The sequence below is a fragment of the uncultured Microbacterium sp. genome (genome assembly GCF_945952435.1).
GTDB lineage: Bacteria > Actinomycetota > Actinomycetes > Actinomycetales > Microbacteriaceae > Microbacterium.
The window spans coordinates 1-14,902 of the sequence record NZ_CAMFHZ010000014.1 but is presented as its reverse complement, the minus strand read 5'-3'; the positions used below and the strand labels follow the sequence as shown (position 1 = coordinate 14,902).

11 protein-coding genes and 1 pseudogene are annotated in these 14,902 nt (G+C 71.9%); 2 read left to right on the top strand and 10 right to left on the bottom strand.

Annotated elements, in window-relative coordinates; genetic code table 11:
* Genes tsaD through Q0P88_RS08925 form a run of 5 tightly spaced genes read right to left on the bottom strand, consistent with a single transcriptional unit; the run spans position 1 to position 5,008 of the window.
* Complete coding sequence (gene tsaD, locus Q0P88_RS08945; protein ID WP_295013246.1) at positions 1–1,080, bottom strand: tRNA (adenosine(37)-N6)-threonylcarbamoyltransferase complex transferase subunit TsaD; 1,080 nt, start codon at positions 1,078–1,080, stop codon at positions 1–3.
* Entirely contained in the window at positions 1,073–1,636 is a 564-nt protein-coding gene (gene rimI / locus Q0P88_RS08940; RefSeq protein WP_295013244.1) for a ribosomal protein S18-alanine N-acetyltransferase, read from the bottom strand. Before rimI ends, tsaD begins: the two co-directional genes overlap by 8 nt.
* Entirely contained in the window at positions 1,633–2,253 is a 621-nt protein-coding gene (gene tsaB / locus Q0P88_RS08935) for a tRNA (adenosine(37)-N6)-threonylcarbamoyltransferase complex dimerization subunit type 1 TsaB (protein WP_295013242.1), read from the bottom strand. The genes rimI and tsaB overlap by 4 nt, the downstream gene beginning before the upstream one ends.
* On the bottom strand, positions 2,250–3,413 hold the full coding sequence (locus Q0P88_RS08930) for a hypothetical protein (protein ID WP_295013240.1): 1,164 nt from the start codon (positions 3,411–3,413) through the stop codon (positions 2,250–2,252). Before Q0P88_RS08930 ends, tsaB begins: the two co-directional genes overlap by 4 nt.
* Complete coding sequence (locus tag Q0P88_RS08925) at positions 3,410–5,008, bottom strand: HAMP domain-containing sensor histidine kinase (protein WP_295013238.1); 1,599 nt, start codon at positions 5,006–5,008, stop codon at positions 3,410–3,412. Before Q0P88_RS08925 ends, Q0P88_RS08930 begins: the two co-directional genes overlap by 4 nt.
* Before the next feature lie 207 nt (positions 5,009–5,215).
* Here Q0P88_RS08925 and Q0P88_RS08920 point away from each other — a divergent pair, with 207 nt between their 5' ends.
* Complete coding sequence (locus Q0P88_RS08920) at positions 5,216–7,585, top strand: glycosyltransferase family 2 protein (protein WP_295013236.1); 2,370 nt, start codon at positions 5,216–5,218, stop codon at positions 7,583–7,585.
* The gene (locus tag Q0P88_RS08915) at positions 7,582–9,156 is read left to right on the top strand and encodes a carbohydrate-binding protein (protein WP_295013234.1); all 1,575 of its coding nucleotides are present in this window, start codon (positions 7,582–7,584) and stop codon (positions 9,154–9,156) included. Before Q0P88_RS08920 ends, Q0P88_RS08915 begins: the two co-directional genes overlap by 4 nt.
* A gap of 274 nt (positions 9,157–9,430) precedes the next feature.
* Here the strand turns inward: Q0P88_RS08915 and Q0P88_RS08910 are convergent, their stop codons facing one another.
* The 5 genes and pseudogenes from Q0P88_RS08910 to glmS all read right to left on the bottom strand — a co-directional run bounded on the left by Q0P88_RS08910 (position 9,431) and on the right by glmS (position 14,784).
* Entirely contained in the window at positions 9,431–10,294 is an 864-nt protein-coding gene (locus Q0P88_RS08910) for a response regulator transcription factor (protein WP_295013232.1), read from the bottom strand.
* Positions 10,295–10,566: 272 nt separating this feature from the next.
* Complete coding sequence (gene tsaE, locus Q0P88_RS08905; protein WP_295013230.1) at positions 10,567–11,055, bottom strand: tRNA (adenosine(37)-N6)-threonylcarbamoyltransferase complex ATPase subunit type 1 TsaE; 489 nt, start codon at positions 11,053–11,055, stop codon at positions 10,567–10,569.
* On the bottom strand, positions 11,052–12,158 hold the full coding sequence (alr, locus tag Q0P88_RS08900; RefSeq protein WP_295013229.1) for an alanine racemase: 1,107 nt from the start codon (positions 12,156–12,158) through the stop codon (positions 11,052–11,054). The genes tsaE and alr overlap by 4 nt, the downstream gene beginning before the upstream one ends.
* A gap of 194 nt (positions 12,159–12,352) precedes the next feature.
* Positions 12,353–12,700: pseudogene (locus tag Q0P88_RS08895) on the bottom strand (holo-ACP synthase); the annotation flags it as partial.
* Between the two features lie 233 nt (positions 12,701–12,933).
* On the bottom strand, positions 12,934–14,784 hold the full coding sequence (glmS, locus tag Q0P88_RS08890) for a glutamine--fructose-6-phosphate transaminase (isomerizing) (RefSeq protein ID WP_295013227.1): 1,851 nt from the start codon (positions 14,782–14,784) through the stop codon (positions 12,934–12,936).
* Between the last annotated feature and the right edge of the window lie 118 nt (positions 14,785–14,902).

The window sequence follows — 14,902 nt, the reverse complement described above, 5'->3', positions numbered from 1 at the left end:
TCAGCCGTCCCCGACCGTTCCTGCGCGCTCCGCCACCTGGATCTCCGTGACGGGCAGCGTCGAGTCCGCCCCGAAACCGAGCGTCGACGGGCGCCGCCCCGAGGCGATGAGCTCGGCCGCGAGGGCGGCGATCATCGCGCCGTTGTCCGTGCAGAGCGACAGCGGAGGGATCCGCACCGTCACGCCGGCGGCCTCGGCACGGGCGAGCGCGACCTCGCGCAGGCGGCGGTTCGCGACGACACCGCCGCCGAGGAGCAGCCGCGGGACGCCGCGGTCCTCGCAGGCCGCGAGAGCCTTGGTCACGAGCACGTCCACGACGGCCTCGCGGAAGCTCGCGGCCACGTCCGCGACGGGGACGGTCTCGCCCGCCGCCTCGGCCCGTTCGACCCAGCGGGCGACGGCGGTCTTGAGCCCGGAGAAGGAGAAGTCGTAGCGGTGCTTCTCGCGATCGGAGGCGCGGGACAGCCCGCGCGGGAAGCGGATCGCGTTCGGATCGCCGCCGACCGCCGCGCGATCGATCTCCGGACCGCCGGGATACGGCAGGCCGAGCAGCCGGGCGACCTTGTCGAAGGCCTCCCCCGCCGCGTCGTCCACGGTCTCGCCGAGCAGCTCCACGTCGGTGGTGAGATCGCGCACGTGCAGGAGCGAGGTGTGCCCGCCCGAGACGAGCAGTGCGATCGTCGGATACTCCAGGGCAGGCGCATCCGGATCCAGGATGTCGGCGGCGATGTGGCCGACGAGATGGTTGACCGCGTAGAGCGGGGTGTCGAGGGAGGCGGCGAGGCCCTTCGCGGCACCGATCCCGACCATGAGCGCCCCGGCGAGCCCCGGCCCGCTCGTGACCGCGACGGCGTCCAGATCCGAGAGCCGCACCTGCGCCTCCGCGAGCGCCTGCTCGATCGAGGGCTGCAGCGCTTCGAGGTGCGCCCGCGCGGCGACCTCGGGCACGACGCCCCCATAGCGCGCATGCTCGTCCATGCTCGACGCGATCGTGTTGGACAGCAGCGTCCGCCCGCGCACGATCCCGATCCCGGTCTCGTCGCAGCTCGTCTCGATCCCGAGCACCAGCGGTTCAGACATCGGCGTCGCTCTCGTTCTCAGGATGGATCGGCGGAATGGTCGCGGGGAGGCGGGGCTCGGCGCCGGACGGCCGATCCGACCTGAGAACGCTCGGAGGCCAGGAGCGCAGGTCGAGCTTCATGACGACGGCGGCGACGTCGTCCGGCTGATAGTAGCCGGGCCGGCGACCGATCTCGACGAACCCCTCGGAGCCGTACAGCCCCTGCGCGATCGGGTTGTCGGCGCGCACCTCGAGGAAGACCTCCCGCGCGCCGCGGTCGGCCGCCTCGGCGAGCAGCGTGCGCAGCAGGGCACGTCCCCGCCCGGATCCCCGGGCGGGCGCATCGAGCGCGATGGTCTGGATGTCGGCGTCCCCGGACCCGCGCAGCGCCCTCACGCCCCCGTAGCCGACGACGCGGTCGCCCGCGGCGTGCGGCTCCACGTCGACGAAGTAGCGGCTGTGAGCACCGGCCAGCTCAGCGGCCATGAGCTCGGCGCTCCAGGCGTCCGTGGGGAAGGATCGGCGCTCGATGTCCATGATCGCCGCGAGGTCCTCCCCGGTCGCCGGGCGGATCACAGCCCCACCCGTTTCGGCGGCGCAGGGGTCCGCGCGTCCGGCGGACGCAGGTACAGCGGCTCGGGTCCGGTCAGCACGCGGCCGGCGTCGAGCGCCCGACGGGCGACGCGGGCGAGCGCGGTCCCGGACAGGGCGGTCACCTCGAAGCGGCGCAGCGCGCCGAGCCTCGCGTCGACCTCGTCGCGGGGCACGAGGACGGTGTCGACGACCGCGTGCGGGATGCCGTCGACGTCGATGCCCTCGTAAACGGTCACCGCCGTCTCGCGGCGGCGGGCGTCGGTGAGGATCGCGAAGGGCTCGGCGGGCGCCTCCGTGTCGATCACGGCGAGAGCCGCGGCATGGTGGCTGGGGACGGGCACCACGGGGATTCCGCGGCCGAGCGCGAACGCGCGTGCCGCGGCGATCCCGATCCGCAGCCCGGTGAACGGGCCCGGACCCATGCCGGCCGCGACGTGCGCGATCGGACCGTCCGCCGCGCCGACGACCTCCGTCAGCAGTTCCCCGACGACCTCGGCGTGCCCGAGCGGCGCGGTGCGCGCCGCCTCGGCGACCGCCCGCCCGTCGCGGCCGATCAGCCCGACGGCGGTGCCCAACGAGGTGTCGACGCCCAGAATCACTCTCCCAGGGTAGCCGCCACCTCGGAGGCGCGTTCCCATCGATCGCCGCCCCGCTCGCGGGCCGCCTCCGCCCCGGCCGCGGCATCCAGTCGCAGTGCGTCGAGGTCGAAGCCGGTCGAGACGACGCTCGCCCAGCCGATGCTCGCCGACACCCGGACCGCCGACTCGGTGCCGCGCTCGTCGATGCGCGACACGTGTGCGAGGAGCTCGCGCAGGTGGTGCCGCACCGCCTCCTCCGATCCCGGCAGCAGCGCGATCGCCCGCTCCCCCGCGAGCCAGATCATGTCGGCGGAGGCGGGGAGCGCCTGCCGGACGTGCTCCTGGAAGGCCGCGACGACGCCCGCGTAGACCGCGGGCCCCGAGGCGTCGTGGAGGTCCGACGGGTCGTCGAGACGCACATCGAGGAGCGACCAGGAGTTCTCCTGTCTGCCCCTGGCGCGACGCAGCCTGGCGCGCAGCTCGCCGAACTCGTCCTGGTCCGCGCGGACGAGGTTCGTACGCAGCAGGCTCTCGCCCCGGGCCAGCAGCACGATCGTGATCGACGCGCACTGGCTGGTCAGCACCGTCCCCACGCCGTTGATGTCCCGAAGCATGCTGAGCTCGTCTCCGGGCGCCGACCCGATCCGCGCGACCCCCGCCACGAGACCCACGACGGCCACGACGACGAACGCGCACGACACCAGCGCGAGGGGCAGGACCACGTCGTGGGTCGTGAGACGCAGTCGGAACAGCTCCCAGGCCGCGAGCCCCGCGTACACGGCCGCCGCGGTGAAGACGACGCGGAACACCGTCGCGTACTCCTCCGAGCCGGAGAACAGCACCAGCACGGTGGGAGCGAACATCGGGAAGGCGAGGGCCGCGAGCCACGGTGGTCGCTTGCCGGCGTAGAAGCGGACGCCGAGCCACAGGAGCGGCTCGAAGCACACGAGCAGACCCGAGGAGATGGCCCGCAGCGGTGCACTGTCGAACTGCATCGCCGCGACCCACACGTAGGTCGCGATCATCGCGATGCCGAAGGCCGCCGACCACGTGATCGTCGCCCGACTGGGCCGGGGAAGCAGCGCGAGGCCGAACACGATCGCCGTCGACAGCGTGACGAGGGCGACCAGGATCACCGAGGGGTTGACGGAGATCCCTACGGGACCGGTGATCGAGCTCATGCGGCGGAAATCCTCTCCTGGCGGCGCGGAAAGCGCAGGAACATCCGGGTCCCGCGCCCGAGGGCGCTGTCCACGTCGATCGTGCCGCCGTGCGCGGTCACGACGTCCTGCACGACGACCATCCCGAGACCCGTTCCCGGTATTCCGCTGCGTTCCGCCCTCTCCGAGCGGAAGTAGGGCTGGAACAGACGCGCGACGTCGTCCGGCGACATGCCGGATCCGGTGTCGGCGACGACGACCTCCGCGCGGCCGTCCTGCGCGGTCGCGAGGACGATGTCGACGTGGCCCCCGGCGGGCGTGTACTTGACGGCGTTGCTGACGACGTTGTCGATCGCCTGACGCAGCCGGAACGCGTCGCCGTAGATGAGCAGCGTCTGCGCGCCGGACACCTTGACCTGGAGACGGTTGGCGGCGGCGGTGGGCTGGAACGAGTCGACGGACGCCTCGACCAGCCCCCGCAGGTCCACCGGCTCCGAGAGCTGCCTCGCCCGTGCGCGGGAGGTGTCGAGCGCGGTCGTCACGAGGCCCTGCATGCGCTCGCTCGCGCTGGCGACGATCCGCAGCTGGTCGGCGGCGCGCGGCGGGAGGTCTTCGCGCTCGAGCAGCAGATCGACGTGCCCGACGATGGCGGTGAGGGGGTTTCGCAGCTCGTGGTTGAGGATCGCCGTCACCGTGCGCCGCTCCTGCGCCAGGGCGAGCGCCTCTGTCACGTCCTCGATGCGCACGAGCGCCACCTCGCCCTCCTCCTCCTCGCTGGCGATCGCCTGGATGCGCACCTCGAGCGCCCGCCAGGTGCCCTCGACGTCGTACAGCCACACGCGCTCGCCGTCGACGTGCTCGCCACGGCCCGCCCGCGCGATGACCGTGCGATCGACGGGGATCGGCTCCCCCTCGCGATCGTCGTACTCGACCGCGGGCGCGGGGAGCGCCGCGCCGTAGCCGTCGCGGCCGTAGAGCCGTCGGTACGCGTCGTTCATCTTGAGGATCCGTCCGCCGTCGCCGACCGCGACGAGCGCGGTGTCGAGGGCGTCGATGATCTCGGTGACGCGGCGCTCGTGCGTCTCGGCGCGTCGCGCGATGCGGTTGATCTGCTCGCTGCGTCGGTGCAGCAGCCGCCGTGCCGCCCCCGACTGCCGCTGGCCGATCCTGATCGTCGCACCGAGGAAGCCCAGCGCGAAGGCGGTGATGAGCACGCGCAGCGCCACGTCCGAGATCAGGCCGCTCTGGTTGCCGAGCGTGAAGAGGAAGCCCGCGCAGACGGCGATCGACGCCATGACGGCGAGCATGGAGAAGTACGTCGCGATCCAGGTGATCGGGATGACCCAGAGGAAGCCCAACCGGATGTCGGGCGCCGCCGTGGTCAGGCCGATCGCGATGACGTCCGCGAGCGGAGCCGCGATCGCGGCCCACGGCGGCAGCCGATCCCAGGGCACCACGACCGTCGCCGTCGTGACGACCAGCGCGAGCAGGAGTCCCGCGGTGAAGAAGGGGACGCCGAAGAGGGTCGGCTTCAGGGCCGTGACGAACACCGCGATCGCCACGACCGCGGCGATGAAGATCAGCTGCCAACGCCAGATCGACGCCCTGCGGGACATGCCGGTCCTCTCTCCGACGCCCGGTCGCGCAGCGCGGGGAACGATACGGGGGCGGCGTCGCCGGCCCCGTTGCTCAACTCTCCCGCAAGGTTATCCAAAGAACGCCGCAAAGGGCCTCGCCCACGCGCTGCGCCCTCTTAGCATCGACGCAGAGGGCGGATCCGCCGCCCCGGACGACCGCTCACCGGCGGTGAGTCAGGAGGACCGATGCCCCGCACCACGACGACGCCGCGACGCCGTGGCGTCCGCCGTGACGGAGTGCGCCGCCAATGGGGCACGGAGCGACCGCGGTCGCCCCTGCCCGCTGTGCACCTGCGCCCGTCGACCACGAAGCTCATCCTGAGCCGGGCCGCGATCTGGCTGACGGTGCTGCTGTGGGCCCTCTACGTGTTCACGGTCGTGGTGACGCTGTTCCTCTCCGGGCAGTTCGAGACCCCGTGGCAGTTCATCGAGGGTGCGTCCTACCTCCTGGTCGTGACGTTCCTGACGTTCTCCGCGTTGATGTACCTGCTGGCCCGCTACGGCGCGTACCGGCGCTTCCGCGAGCACCGCAGGGCGGCCCGCGCCGAGATCGACCGCCACTTCTCCACCCCGCATCGCCCGCTCACCGTGCTGGTGCCGTCCTACGCCGAGGAGCCCGCGGTCATCCGCAAGACCCTCTGGTCCGCGGTGTTGCAGGAGTACCCGTCGCTGCGCGTCGTCCTGCTGCTCGACGACAACCCGGAGCCGACGGATCCCGCCGCGATCGCCCGGCTCGACGAGACCCGCCTCGCGGTCGCCCAGATCAAGGGGGATCTGGACGCGCCCCACGAGCGGCTGGTCTCCGCGCTGGACCTCTTCGACTTCGACCCCGAGGCCGTGGAGGCCCTGGACGATCTGATCGAGGAGTACCGCTTCGCGATCGACTGGCTGCGCGACTTCGCCGGGGAGCAGCCCCGCGAGGACCACGTCGACGGCTTCTTCGTGGACGAGGTGCTGCTGGGCCTCGCGGAGGACCTGGAGACCACGGCGCTCGCCCTCGAGTCGGCCCGCACGGAGGGCGCGACGCTCCCGCCGGAGCGGATGCGCGAGCTGCTGCGCCGGCTCGTCTGGATCTTCTCGGCCGAGGTCACCTCGTTCGAGCGCAAGCGCTACGCCTCCCTCTCGCACGAGGCGAACAAGGCCATGAACCTGAACTCCTACATCGGCCTGCTCGGCGGACGCTTCGTCGAGCAGCACACTCCGGAGGGGCTGATGCTGCGACCAGCCCGGGGCGGCGCGCACGCCGATCTGGACGTGCCGTACTCGGACTTCGTTCTCACCCTCGACGCGGACTCGGTGCTTCTGCGCGACTACTGCCTGCGGCTCGTGCACTTCCTCGAGCAGCCCGCCAACGCCCAGGTCGCGGTCACGCAGACCCCGTACTCGTCGTTTCGGGGCGCGCCGACGCGGATCGAGCGTCTCGCGGGCGCCACGACCGACGTGCAGCACATCCTGCACCAGGGCATGACCGAGTACGACGCGACCTTCTGGGTGGGCGCGAACGCCGTGATCCGGATGGAGGCGCTCGACGACATCCTCGAGATCGAGACGGTCGGCGGGATCGAGGTCCGTCGCTACGTGCAGGACCGCACCGTCATCGAGGACACCGAGTCGAGCGTCGACCTCACCGTCTTCGGCTGGAAGCTCGTCAACTACCCCGAGCGCCTCAGCTACAGCGCGACCCCGCCGGACTGGGGATCCCTCATCGTCCAGCGGCGCCGCTGGGCCAACGGCGGACTGCTGATCCTGCCCAAGATGTGGCGCCGGGTGCGGGAGATGCGTCGCGCGCACACGCCGCTGTCCTTCGGCGAGGTCGCCCTGCGGCTCAACTACATGGTCTCGATCGCCTGGGCCAGCTTCGGCCTGATCTTCCTGCTGGTCTACCCGTACGACAGCCGTCTGGTGAGCCCGCTCATCCTGGCCGGCGCCCTACCGTACTTCCTCGCGATGGCCAGCGACCTCAAGTACTGCGGCTACAAGCGCAGCGACATCTTCCGGATCTACGGCTTCAACCTGATCCTGCTGCCGGTGAACCTCGCCGGCGTGCTCAAGTCGCTGCAGCAGGGTCTGACCGGTAAGAAGATCCCGTTCGCGCGCACGCCGAAGGTCAAGGACCGCACGAGCTCGCCTCTGCTGTACGTGGTGTCCCCGTACATCATCATCGGCTTCTCGGCGTTCGTCGCGTGGCGCAGCTGGACCGACGGCGCCTGGGGCACGCTCGCGTTCTCCCTGTTCAACGCGATCTGCGCGCTGTGGGCCACGATCGCGAACATCGGCGTGCGCAACTCCCTGGTGGACACCTGGATCGGTCTCACCGACTGGATGTACGTCGACCTCGTGTCCGCACCGCGCCACAGCGCCCCGCAGCCCGAGCCCGGCGACGACTGGCGGACCATGCTGCACGAAGGGCACCCGGCTCCTGGTTCCACCGGATCGATCGCCCTGCGCAAGGAGCGCACCGGATCCCCCTATCCCTCACTCTCCCCGACCTCCTCCGCGCGCACGTCCGAGAAGCGCGGCGAGGCCCGGCCTCAGAAGGCGAGCACCCTGCGATGACCAGCACTTCCACCGGACGTCATCCCGGTAAACGACTGTCCCCCTGGCGGGTCGCGATCGGAGTCCTGATCGCCTGTGCGCTGATCGCCGGCGTCGTCGTGATCCCGTGGTACCTGTTCACCTCGCGCCCGGCGGTGAGCGCCCCCATCGGTCCGCGGTGGTTCGGCGCCTACTACGACGTCACCGCCGCCGACGCCGCCGACACGAGCGCCTCGTCCTCGGCCTCCGCGTCCGACGGCGTGCTGCTCTCGTTCGTCGTCGCGGCGTCGTCCGACAGCTGCCAGCCCAGCTGGGGCGGGGCGTACTCGCTCATGGACGCCGGACGCTCCCTGGATCTCGACCGCCGTGTCGAGGGGATGCGCCGCGAGGGCGCCCACGTCGCGATCTCCTTCGGCGGCGCGAAGAACACCGAGCTGGGCACCGCCTGCTCCTCGGTCAACGACCTCGCGAACGCCTACTCGACGGTGATCGACCGGTACTCCGTGAGCACGGTGGACCTGGATCTGGAGAACCAGAACCTCAGCGACAGCGCGGCCGGCGATCGCCGCGCCCAGGCGCTCGCGAAGCTCCAGGCGTCGCGCCGTGCCGACGGCTCCGACCTCACCGTGTGGCTCACGCTCCCGGTGGGACTGGACGGCTTCACGCAGGACGGGCTGCGTGCGATCCGTCAGCTCCTGCAGGCCGGGGTGAATCTCGCCGGGGTCAACGCCATGACCATGGACTTCAACGTCCCGCTCTCCGGGAAGTCGATGGCGGACGCCGCGATCGGCGCGCTGCAGGGTGCCCACGACCAGCTGGAGCGTCTCTACGCGGACCAGCACGAGGCGCTGCCCTCGGACGGCGCCTGGGGAGTGCTCGGCGCCACCGCGATGATCGGCCAGAACGACGTGCGCGGCGAGGTCTTCACCCTGAAGGACGCGGCGAAGCTCAACGACTTCGCCCAGGATCAGCGTCTGGCGCGCCTGTCGATGTGGTCGGCGAACCGCGACCGCACGTGCGGTCCGAACTACCCCGACCTCACCGTGGTCTCGACCTCGTGCAGCGGCGTGGACCAGGGCGATGCGAGCTTCGCGGGGACGCTGCGCCGCGGATTCTCCGGACTGCCCGGCGGCGACGCGACGCCGAGCGCCTCTCCGACGGCGAGCCTGCCCGACGACGCCGAGACCGCGCCCTACCCGCTGTGGACCGAGGGCGCCGCGTACTCGGCGGGCGTCCGCGTCGTCTGGCACGGCTACGTGTACGCGGCGAAGTGGTGGGTGTCCGGGGGGTACCAGCCCGACGATCCGATGCCGACCACGGATCAGACCGCGTGGCGCCTGATCGGCCCCGTCCTGCCGACGGACGTGCCGTTCTCGCTGCCGACCGCGCCGGCCGGGACGCCGGTGTGGGCCTCGGATCAGCCCTACGACAAGGGTGCCGTGGTGTCTTATCAGGGCGTGCCCTACCGTGCCAAGTGGTGGACGCGCGGGGACGTGCCCTCCGACGGCATCACGGATCACGATCGTTCGCCGTGGGCGGTGGTGGAGGACACCGCCCCGACGACGACTCCTTCACCGAGCGCGGGCCCGTAACCCGGGCGAGGTGGGGAAACGCCGGTGGGGACCGGCGTGGCTCCCGGATCGGTACCCTGTCCGATGCGGGAGCGGCCTCGAAGAGATCCGAGGCCGGGTCGCGGGACAGGCACCGCGACCGCACCCGAGGGGGCGTCAGTTCGAGGCTGGCGCCCCCTCCGTGCGTCTGCGGGCGTGCCGGCCGCAGACGTGCAGGGTCGCACGTGCAGCCCCGCACGGCGCGACGGGCCAGGTCGCGAGGACGATGCGGGTCAGGTCGCGAGGCCGACGCGGGTCAGCGCGAGGACGACGTGCCGTCCGTGCTCGGCGTGAGACGGTAGCCGACACCGCGGACCGTCTCGATGTAGCGGGGCTCGGCCGTGCTGTCGCCGATCTTGCGCCGGAGGTTGGCCATGTGCGCCTCGATGGCGCGCTTGTCCGGTTCGCCGACGTAATAGGAGGAGCCGAACGCCTCGCCGCGGAGGACGAGGGCGAGATCGGACTTGCTGCGCACGCGGCGCTTGGACTCGAGGAGCGTCGCGAGCAGGTCGAACTCGGTCGGCGTGAGGTCGACCTCCTGCTGCGCCACCAGCACGGTGTGCGTCGCGAGGTCGAGACTGATGTCGCGATGCCCGTGCCACTGCGCGCCCTCCGCGTCCGGGGGCAGCGGGATCGCGGCGGTCGCGGAGGGGTTGCGCGCCGGGGTCGGCCGGTCGCCGCCCGCGCCGGATTCGGCGGCGCCGACGAGAGCGCCGACCAGTTCCGCGGGGGCCTCGAGCCTCGGGCGGCGCAGCAGCGCCTCGATCCGGGCGCGCAGCTCGCGGGGGCGGAAGGGCTTGACCACGTACTCGTCCGCCCCGGAGGAGAGGCCGAGCACGATGTCGCTCTCCTCGCCAAGCGCGGAGAGCATGATGATGAACGTCGGGCTGAGCTTGCGGATGCGGCGTGCGGCCTCGAAGCCGTCGATGCCCGGCAGGTTGATGTCAAGGGTCGTGATCAGCGGCTGATGCTCCGCAACAGCGGCCACCCCGTCGAGACCGTTCGCGGTCATGACCGTGCGGAAACCGGCGGATTGGAAGACCTCGTCCAACAGAGTGCGGACATCGGGGTCGTCCTCGACGATGACGGCGATCTGCGCCGTGGCTGCGACTTCGCTCATGTTCACATTCCTCGCTCGGAACCCCGCGGGACGCGGTGCGGGGAACATCGGCATCATACCGATATCTCTGTCCCGCCCGACGCGGGCGACGGATACCCAGGAGGAACGATGCGATGATCGGCACGCGCGGCCGGGATCGCGCGATCGGATGCAGCGGGCGACGCGCGTTCTCAGCGAGCGACGCGCGTTCTCAGCGAGCAGCGGGCGCTCTCAGCGGGCGACGCGGCGTTCTCAGCGAGGAGCGGGGCGTTCTCAGCGAGCAGCGGGCGCTCTCAGCGGGCGACGCGGTCGATCGTGACGATCCGCGGCGCGTCGGCGTCGAGCTCCTCGTCCGGCGCGTCCGCATCGAGGCCCGCGCCCACCGGACGCTCGAACGCGATGTCCCACCAGGCGTCCGCGAGGTCCTCTGCCAGTCCGCGGCCCCATTCGACCACGACGACGGATCCGAGCACGTCCACGTCGAGGTCGTCGAGCTCCGCGGCGGATCCGAGCCGGTAGGCGTCGACGTGCACGAGCGGGGCGCGGCCGACGAGCGAGGGGTGGGTCCGTGCGATCACGAAGGTGGGGCTCTGCACCGGACCGCGCACGCCGAGTCCTTCGGCGAGCCCCCGGGTGAACGTGGTCTTCCCGGCGCCGAGGGGGCCGGTGAGGATCAGCACGTCGCCCGCGCCGAGGTCGGCGCCGATCGTCCTGCCGAGCTGCTCCATCTCCTCGGCGGTCGCGACCGTGTGCCGGCCCTGCAGGGCGTCGAGCGCGCTCATGCGATGCCCCGCCGCGGCACGCGCGGGCCGATCCGGGTGACGACCTCGTAGTTGATCGTGTCCGCGGCATCGGCCCAGTCGGTGGCCGCGGGGAACCCGAGCGTCGGATCCCCGAACAGGACGACCTCGTCTCCCACGCCCACGTCCGCGTCGCCCACGTCCACGACGAACTGGTCCATCGCGATCCGCCCGGCCACGCGGTACCGCCGTCCGCCGATCTGCACCGGGCCACGACCCGAGGCCTGCCGCGGCACGCCGTCCGCGTAGCCGAGCGGGACGAGGGCGAGCGTCGTCTCGTCGGTCGTGCGGTGGTCGTAGCCGTACGACACGCCCGTTCCCGCCGGGACCCGACGCACCGCGGCGACCGCTCCGCGCAGCGTCATCGCCGGGCGCAGGCCCAGATCGGAGGAGCTGCGATCGGCGAACGGGCTCAGTCCGTAGAGTCCGATGCCGATCCGCACCGCGTCCAGGCGGGTCGGGGGCAGCTCGATCGCTGCGGCAGTAGCCGCGAGGTGGCGCAGCTCGGGGCGGATCCCGAACGACTCCGCCTCGGCGCACCCCCGGTCGAACGCGGCGAGCGCGGCGAGGTCGTCGGCCTCGCTCGTGTTGGAGAGGTGGCTGAACAGGCCGACGATGCGGATGCGGCCGATCCGCTCGAGTCGCGCGGCCTCGGCGAGCACCGGGGCCGCGTCCGCGGGCGCGATGCCGTTGCGGCTGAGGCCCGTCTCGAACTTGAGGTGCACGCCGACAGGGTGCGGTCCGCGCACCGCCGCGACCGCTTCGAGCTGGGCGAGCGACGACACGCCGAGCTCGATCCCCGCCTCCGCGGCGTCGTCGAAGCGCTGCCCCGGCGCGTGCAGCCAGGCGAGGATCGGCGCGGTGATGCCGGCGCGGCGAAGCTCGAGCGCCTCGTCCACGGTCACGACGCCGAGGCGGGTGGCGCCTCCCGCGAGCGCGGCGACCGCCGCGTGCACGGCGCCGTGCCCGTACGCGTTGGCCTTCACGACCGCGATCACGTCGACGCCCGTGAGGCGGCGCAGGTGTCGGGTGTTGTCGGTGATCGCGTCGAGGTCGATCGTCGCCTCCCGCAGCGGCACGCTCATGAGGCCGCGCCCATCGTCGGGTCTGCAGCGGCGTCCCGCGCGGGTTCGCCTCTTTCCCCCCGCTGCACGTCTTCGCCTCCCCGCTGCTGCGTCGAGAGAGGGAGGGAACGATGCCCCGGGGAGGGGAAGGCGAGCCCGGAAGACTCCCCCGCCGCGCGATCGCCGCCCGACGTCCTCGTGCCGGAGCCGTCGCGGGCCTCCGCGACGACGTACGCGGCCGCGAGACCGGCGTCGTGCGTGAGGGACAGGTGCAGGGTCGTGATGCCGCGCTCGGCCACCACGTCCGCCGTGCTGCCGCTCAGCGCGAAGTACGGCCGCCCCGACGCCTCGGACGCGATCTCGATCTCGGTCCAGTGCACCCCGTCGGATCCTCCCAGCGCCTTGATCAGCGCCTCCTTCGCGGCATAGCGCGCCGCGAGCGACGACACCCGCAGACCCTGCTCGGCGGGGGCGAAGAGCCGGTGCAGGAGACGCGGCGTGCGGGCGACCGTCCGCTCGAATCGCGGGATGTCCACGAGGTCGATGCCGGTGCCGATGATCACCGATCCAGCCTACCCGGCGGGGTCTGCGGAGCTCGGACGCCGCCGGCGGTCCACCTCCGTCCCCGTGGACTGCCACCCGCGGGACGGGCCCCGGGCCGGTCCGTTCTCAGGACGGAATCACGCGATCTGCGGAATCCGTTCTCCTCCGCCCCCGTGCGGACGATCCGTCCTGAGAAAGGGAATGCCCGAGAACAGGACGAGACGGGAACGCCCTTACGCCCGACGGCGCGGCGTCACTCCACCGTGACGGACTTGGCCAGGTTGCGCGGCTGGTCCACGTCGAGCCCCTTCGCCGTGGCGAGGGCCATCGCGAAGATCTGCAGCGGCACCACGGCGAGCAGCGGCTCGAACAGCGCACCGGCGAGCGGGATCCGGATGACCTCGTCGGCAAACGGCAGCACGGCCGCGTCACCCTCTTCCGCCACCACGATGACGCGCGCTCCGCGGGCCCGGATCTCCTGGATGTTGGAGACGACCTTCGCGTGCAGCAGGGCGGAGTGACGCGGCGACGGCACGATCACGAAGACGGGCTGGCCCGGCTCGATGAGCGCGATCGGGCCGTGCTTGAGCTCTCCCGCCGCGAAACCCTCGGCGTGGATGTACGAGATCTCCTTGAGCTTGAGCGCGCCCTCCAGCGCGATCGGATAGCCCACGTGACGGCCGAGGAACAGCACGGATCGCGTGTCGGCCATCCATCCGGCGAGCTGGGAGACCCTCTCCTGCTCGGCGTCGAGCACGTCGTCGATCTTGGCCGGCAGGTTCTCCAGCTCCAGGACTGCGGCGGCGCTCTCCTCGGCCGGCAGCGAGCCGCGCACGCGGCCCATGTGCAGCCCCAGCAGCAGCAGCGCGGTGATCTGGGCCACGAACGCCTTGGTCGACGCGACCGCGACCTCGGGTCCGGCGTGGGTGTAGACGACCGCGTCCGACTCGCGCGGGATGGTCGCGCCCTGGGTGTTGCAGATCGACAGCGTGCGCGCACCGCGCTCGCGGGCGTACTTGACCGCCATGAGCGTGTCCATGGTCTCGCCCGACTGGCTGATGGAGACGACGAGCGTGCGCTCTCCGATCACCGGATCCCGGTAGCGGAACTCGTGCGCGAGCTCGACGTCCACGGGGACGCGGGCCCACTGCTCGATCGCGTACTTGCCCACCATCGCGGCATAGGCGGCGGTGCCGCACGCCGTGACGATGATGCGGTCGACGTCGCGGAAGAGATCGTCGAGGCCGTCGAGCTCGGGGATGACGACCGCCGAGTCCTTGATCCGGCCGCGGATGGTGTTGGCGACGGCCTCGGACTGCTCCGCGACCTCCTTCGCCATGAAGCTCGGCCATCCGCCCTTCTCGGCGGCGGCGGAGTCCCAGGAGACCTCGAACGGGGTCGACTCCACGGCGTTGCCCTCGAAGTCGGTGACGACCACGGCCTCGGGCGTGATCGCGACGATCTCGTCCTGGCCGATCGCCAGCGCCCTGCGCGTGTGCTCGACGAAGGCGGCGACGTCGGAGCCGAGGAAGTTCTCGCCCTCGCCGAGGCCCACGACGAGCGGGGAGTTGCGCCGCGCCGCGACGACCAGGCCCGGCTCGTCCTGGTGCAGGGCGAGCAGCGTGAAGGCGCCTTCGAGGCGGTTCACGACAGCGCGGAACGCGGTGCGGAGGTCCCCCGTGCGCCGGTACTCGCGGCCGATCAGGGCGGCGGCGACCTCGGTGTCGGTCTCGCTGCGGAAAGAGACGCCGTCGGCCTCGAGCTCGGCGCGGAGCTCGGCGAAGTTCTCGATGATGCCGTTGTGGATCAGCGCGAGCCGGTCCTCGTCGGCGAGGTGCGGATGCGCGTTGGCGTCCGTCGGGCCGCCGTGGGTGGCCCAGCGGGTGTGGCCGATGCCCGTCGTGCCGTCGGGCAGGGGGTGCTCGGCGAGCGAGTCCCGCAGCGCCTGCAGCTTGCCGGCCTTCTTGCGGGACCCGAGGGATCCCGCCTCGTCGATGACGGCGATCCCCGCCGAGTCGTACCCGCGATACTCGAGACGGGCGAGACCGGCGAGGAGGATGTCCTCGCTGGGGCGAGCGCCGACGTATCCCACGATTCCACACATAGCCCCAGGGTACGGGCGCGATTTTGCGCGGAACCCGAACGAACCCGCCGGCCGGCGGCCAGAGGGCTCAGCCGGGGCCGTCACCCGGATCCCCGGCCTCCGTCGCGGGCCGTGCGGC

Coding starts and splice junctions, on each gene's coding strand:
- tsaE (WP_295013230.1), bottom strand. CDS start 11,055: ATGAGCGCGCTCGACGCCCTGCAGGGCCGGCACACGGTCGCGACCGCC.
- glmS (WP_295013227.1), bottom strand. CDS start 14,784: ATGTGTGGAATCGTGGGATACGTCGGCGCTCGCCCCAGCGAGGACATC.
- Q0P88_RS08930 (WP_295013240.1), bottom strand. CDS start 3,413: ATGAGCTCGATCACCGGTCCCGTAGGGATCTCCGTCAACCCCTCGGTG.
- Q0P88_RS08925 (WP_295013238.1), bottom strand. CDS start 5,008: ATGTCCCGCAGGGCGTCGATCTGGCGTTGGCAGCTGATCTTCATCGCC.
- tsaD (WP_295013246.1), bottom strand. CDS start 1,080: ATGTCTGAACCGCTGGTGCTCGGGATCGAGACGAGCTGCGACGAGACC.
- Q0P88_RS08915 (WP_295013234.1), top strand. CDS start 7,582: ATGACCAGCACTTCCACCGGACGTCATCCCGGTAAACGACTGTCCCCC.
- Q0P88_RS08910 (WP_295013232.1), bottom strand. CDS start 10,294: ATGAGCGAAGTCGCAGCCACGGCGCAGATCGCCGTCATCGTCGAGGAC.
- Q0P88_RS08920 (WP_295013236.1), top strand. CDS start 5,216: ATGCCCCGCACCACGACGACGCCGCGACGCCGTGGCGTCCGCCGTGAC.
- alr (WP_295013229.1), bottom strand. CDS start 12,158: ATGAGCGTGCCGCTGCGGGAGGCGACGATCGACCTCGACGCGATCACC.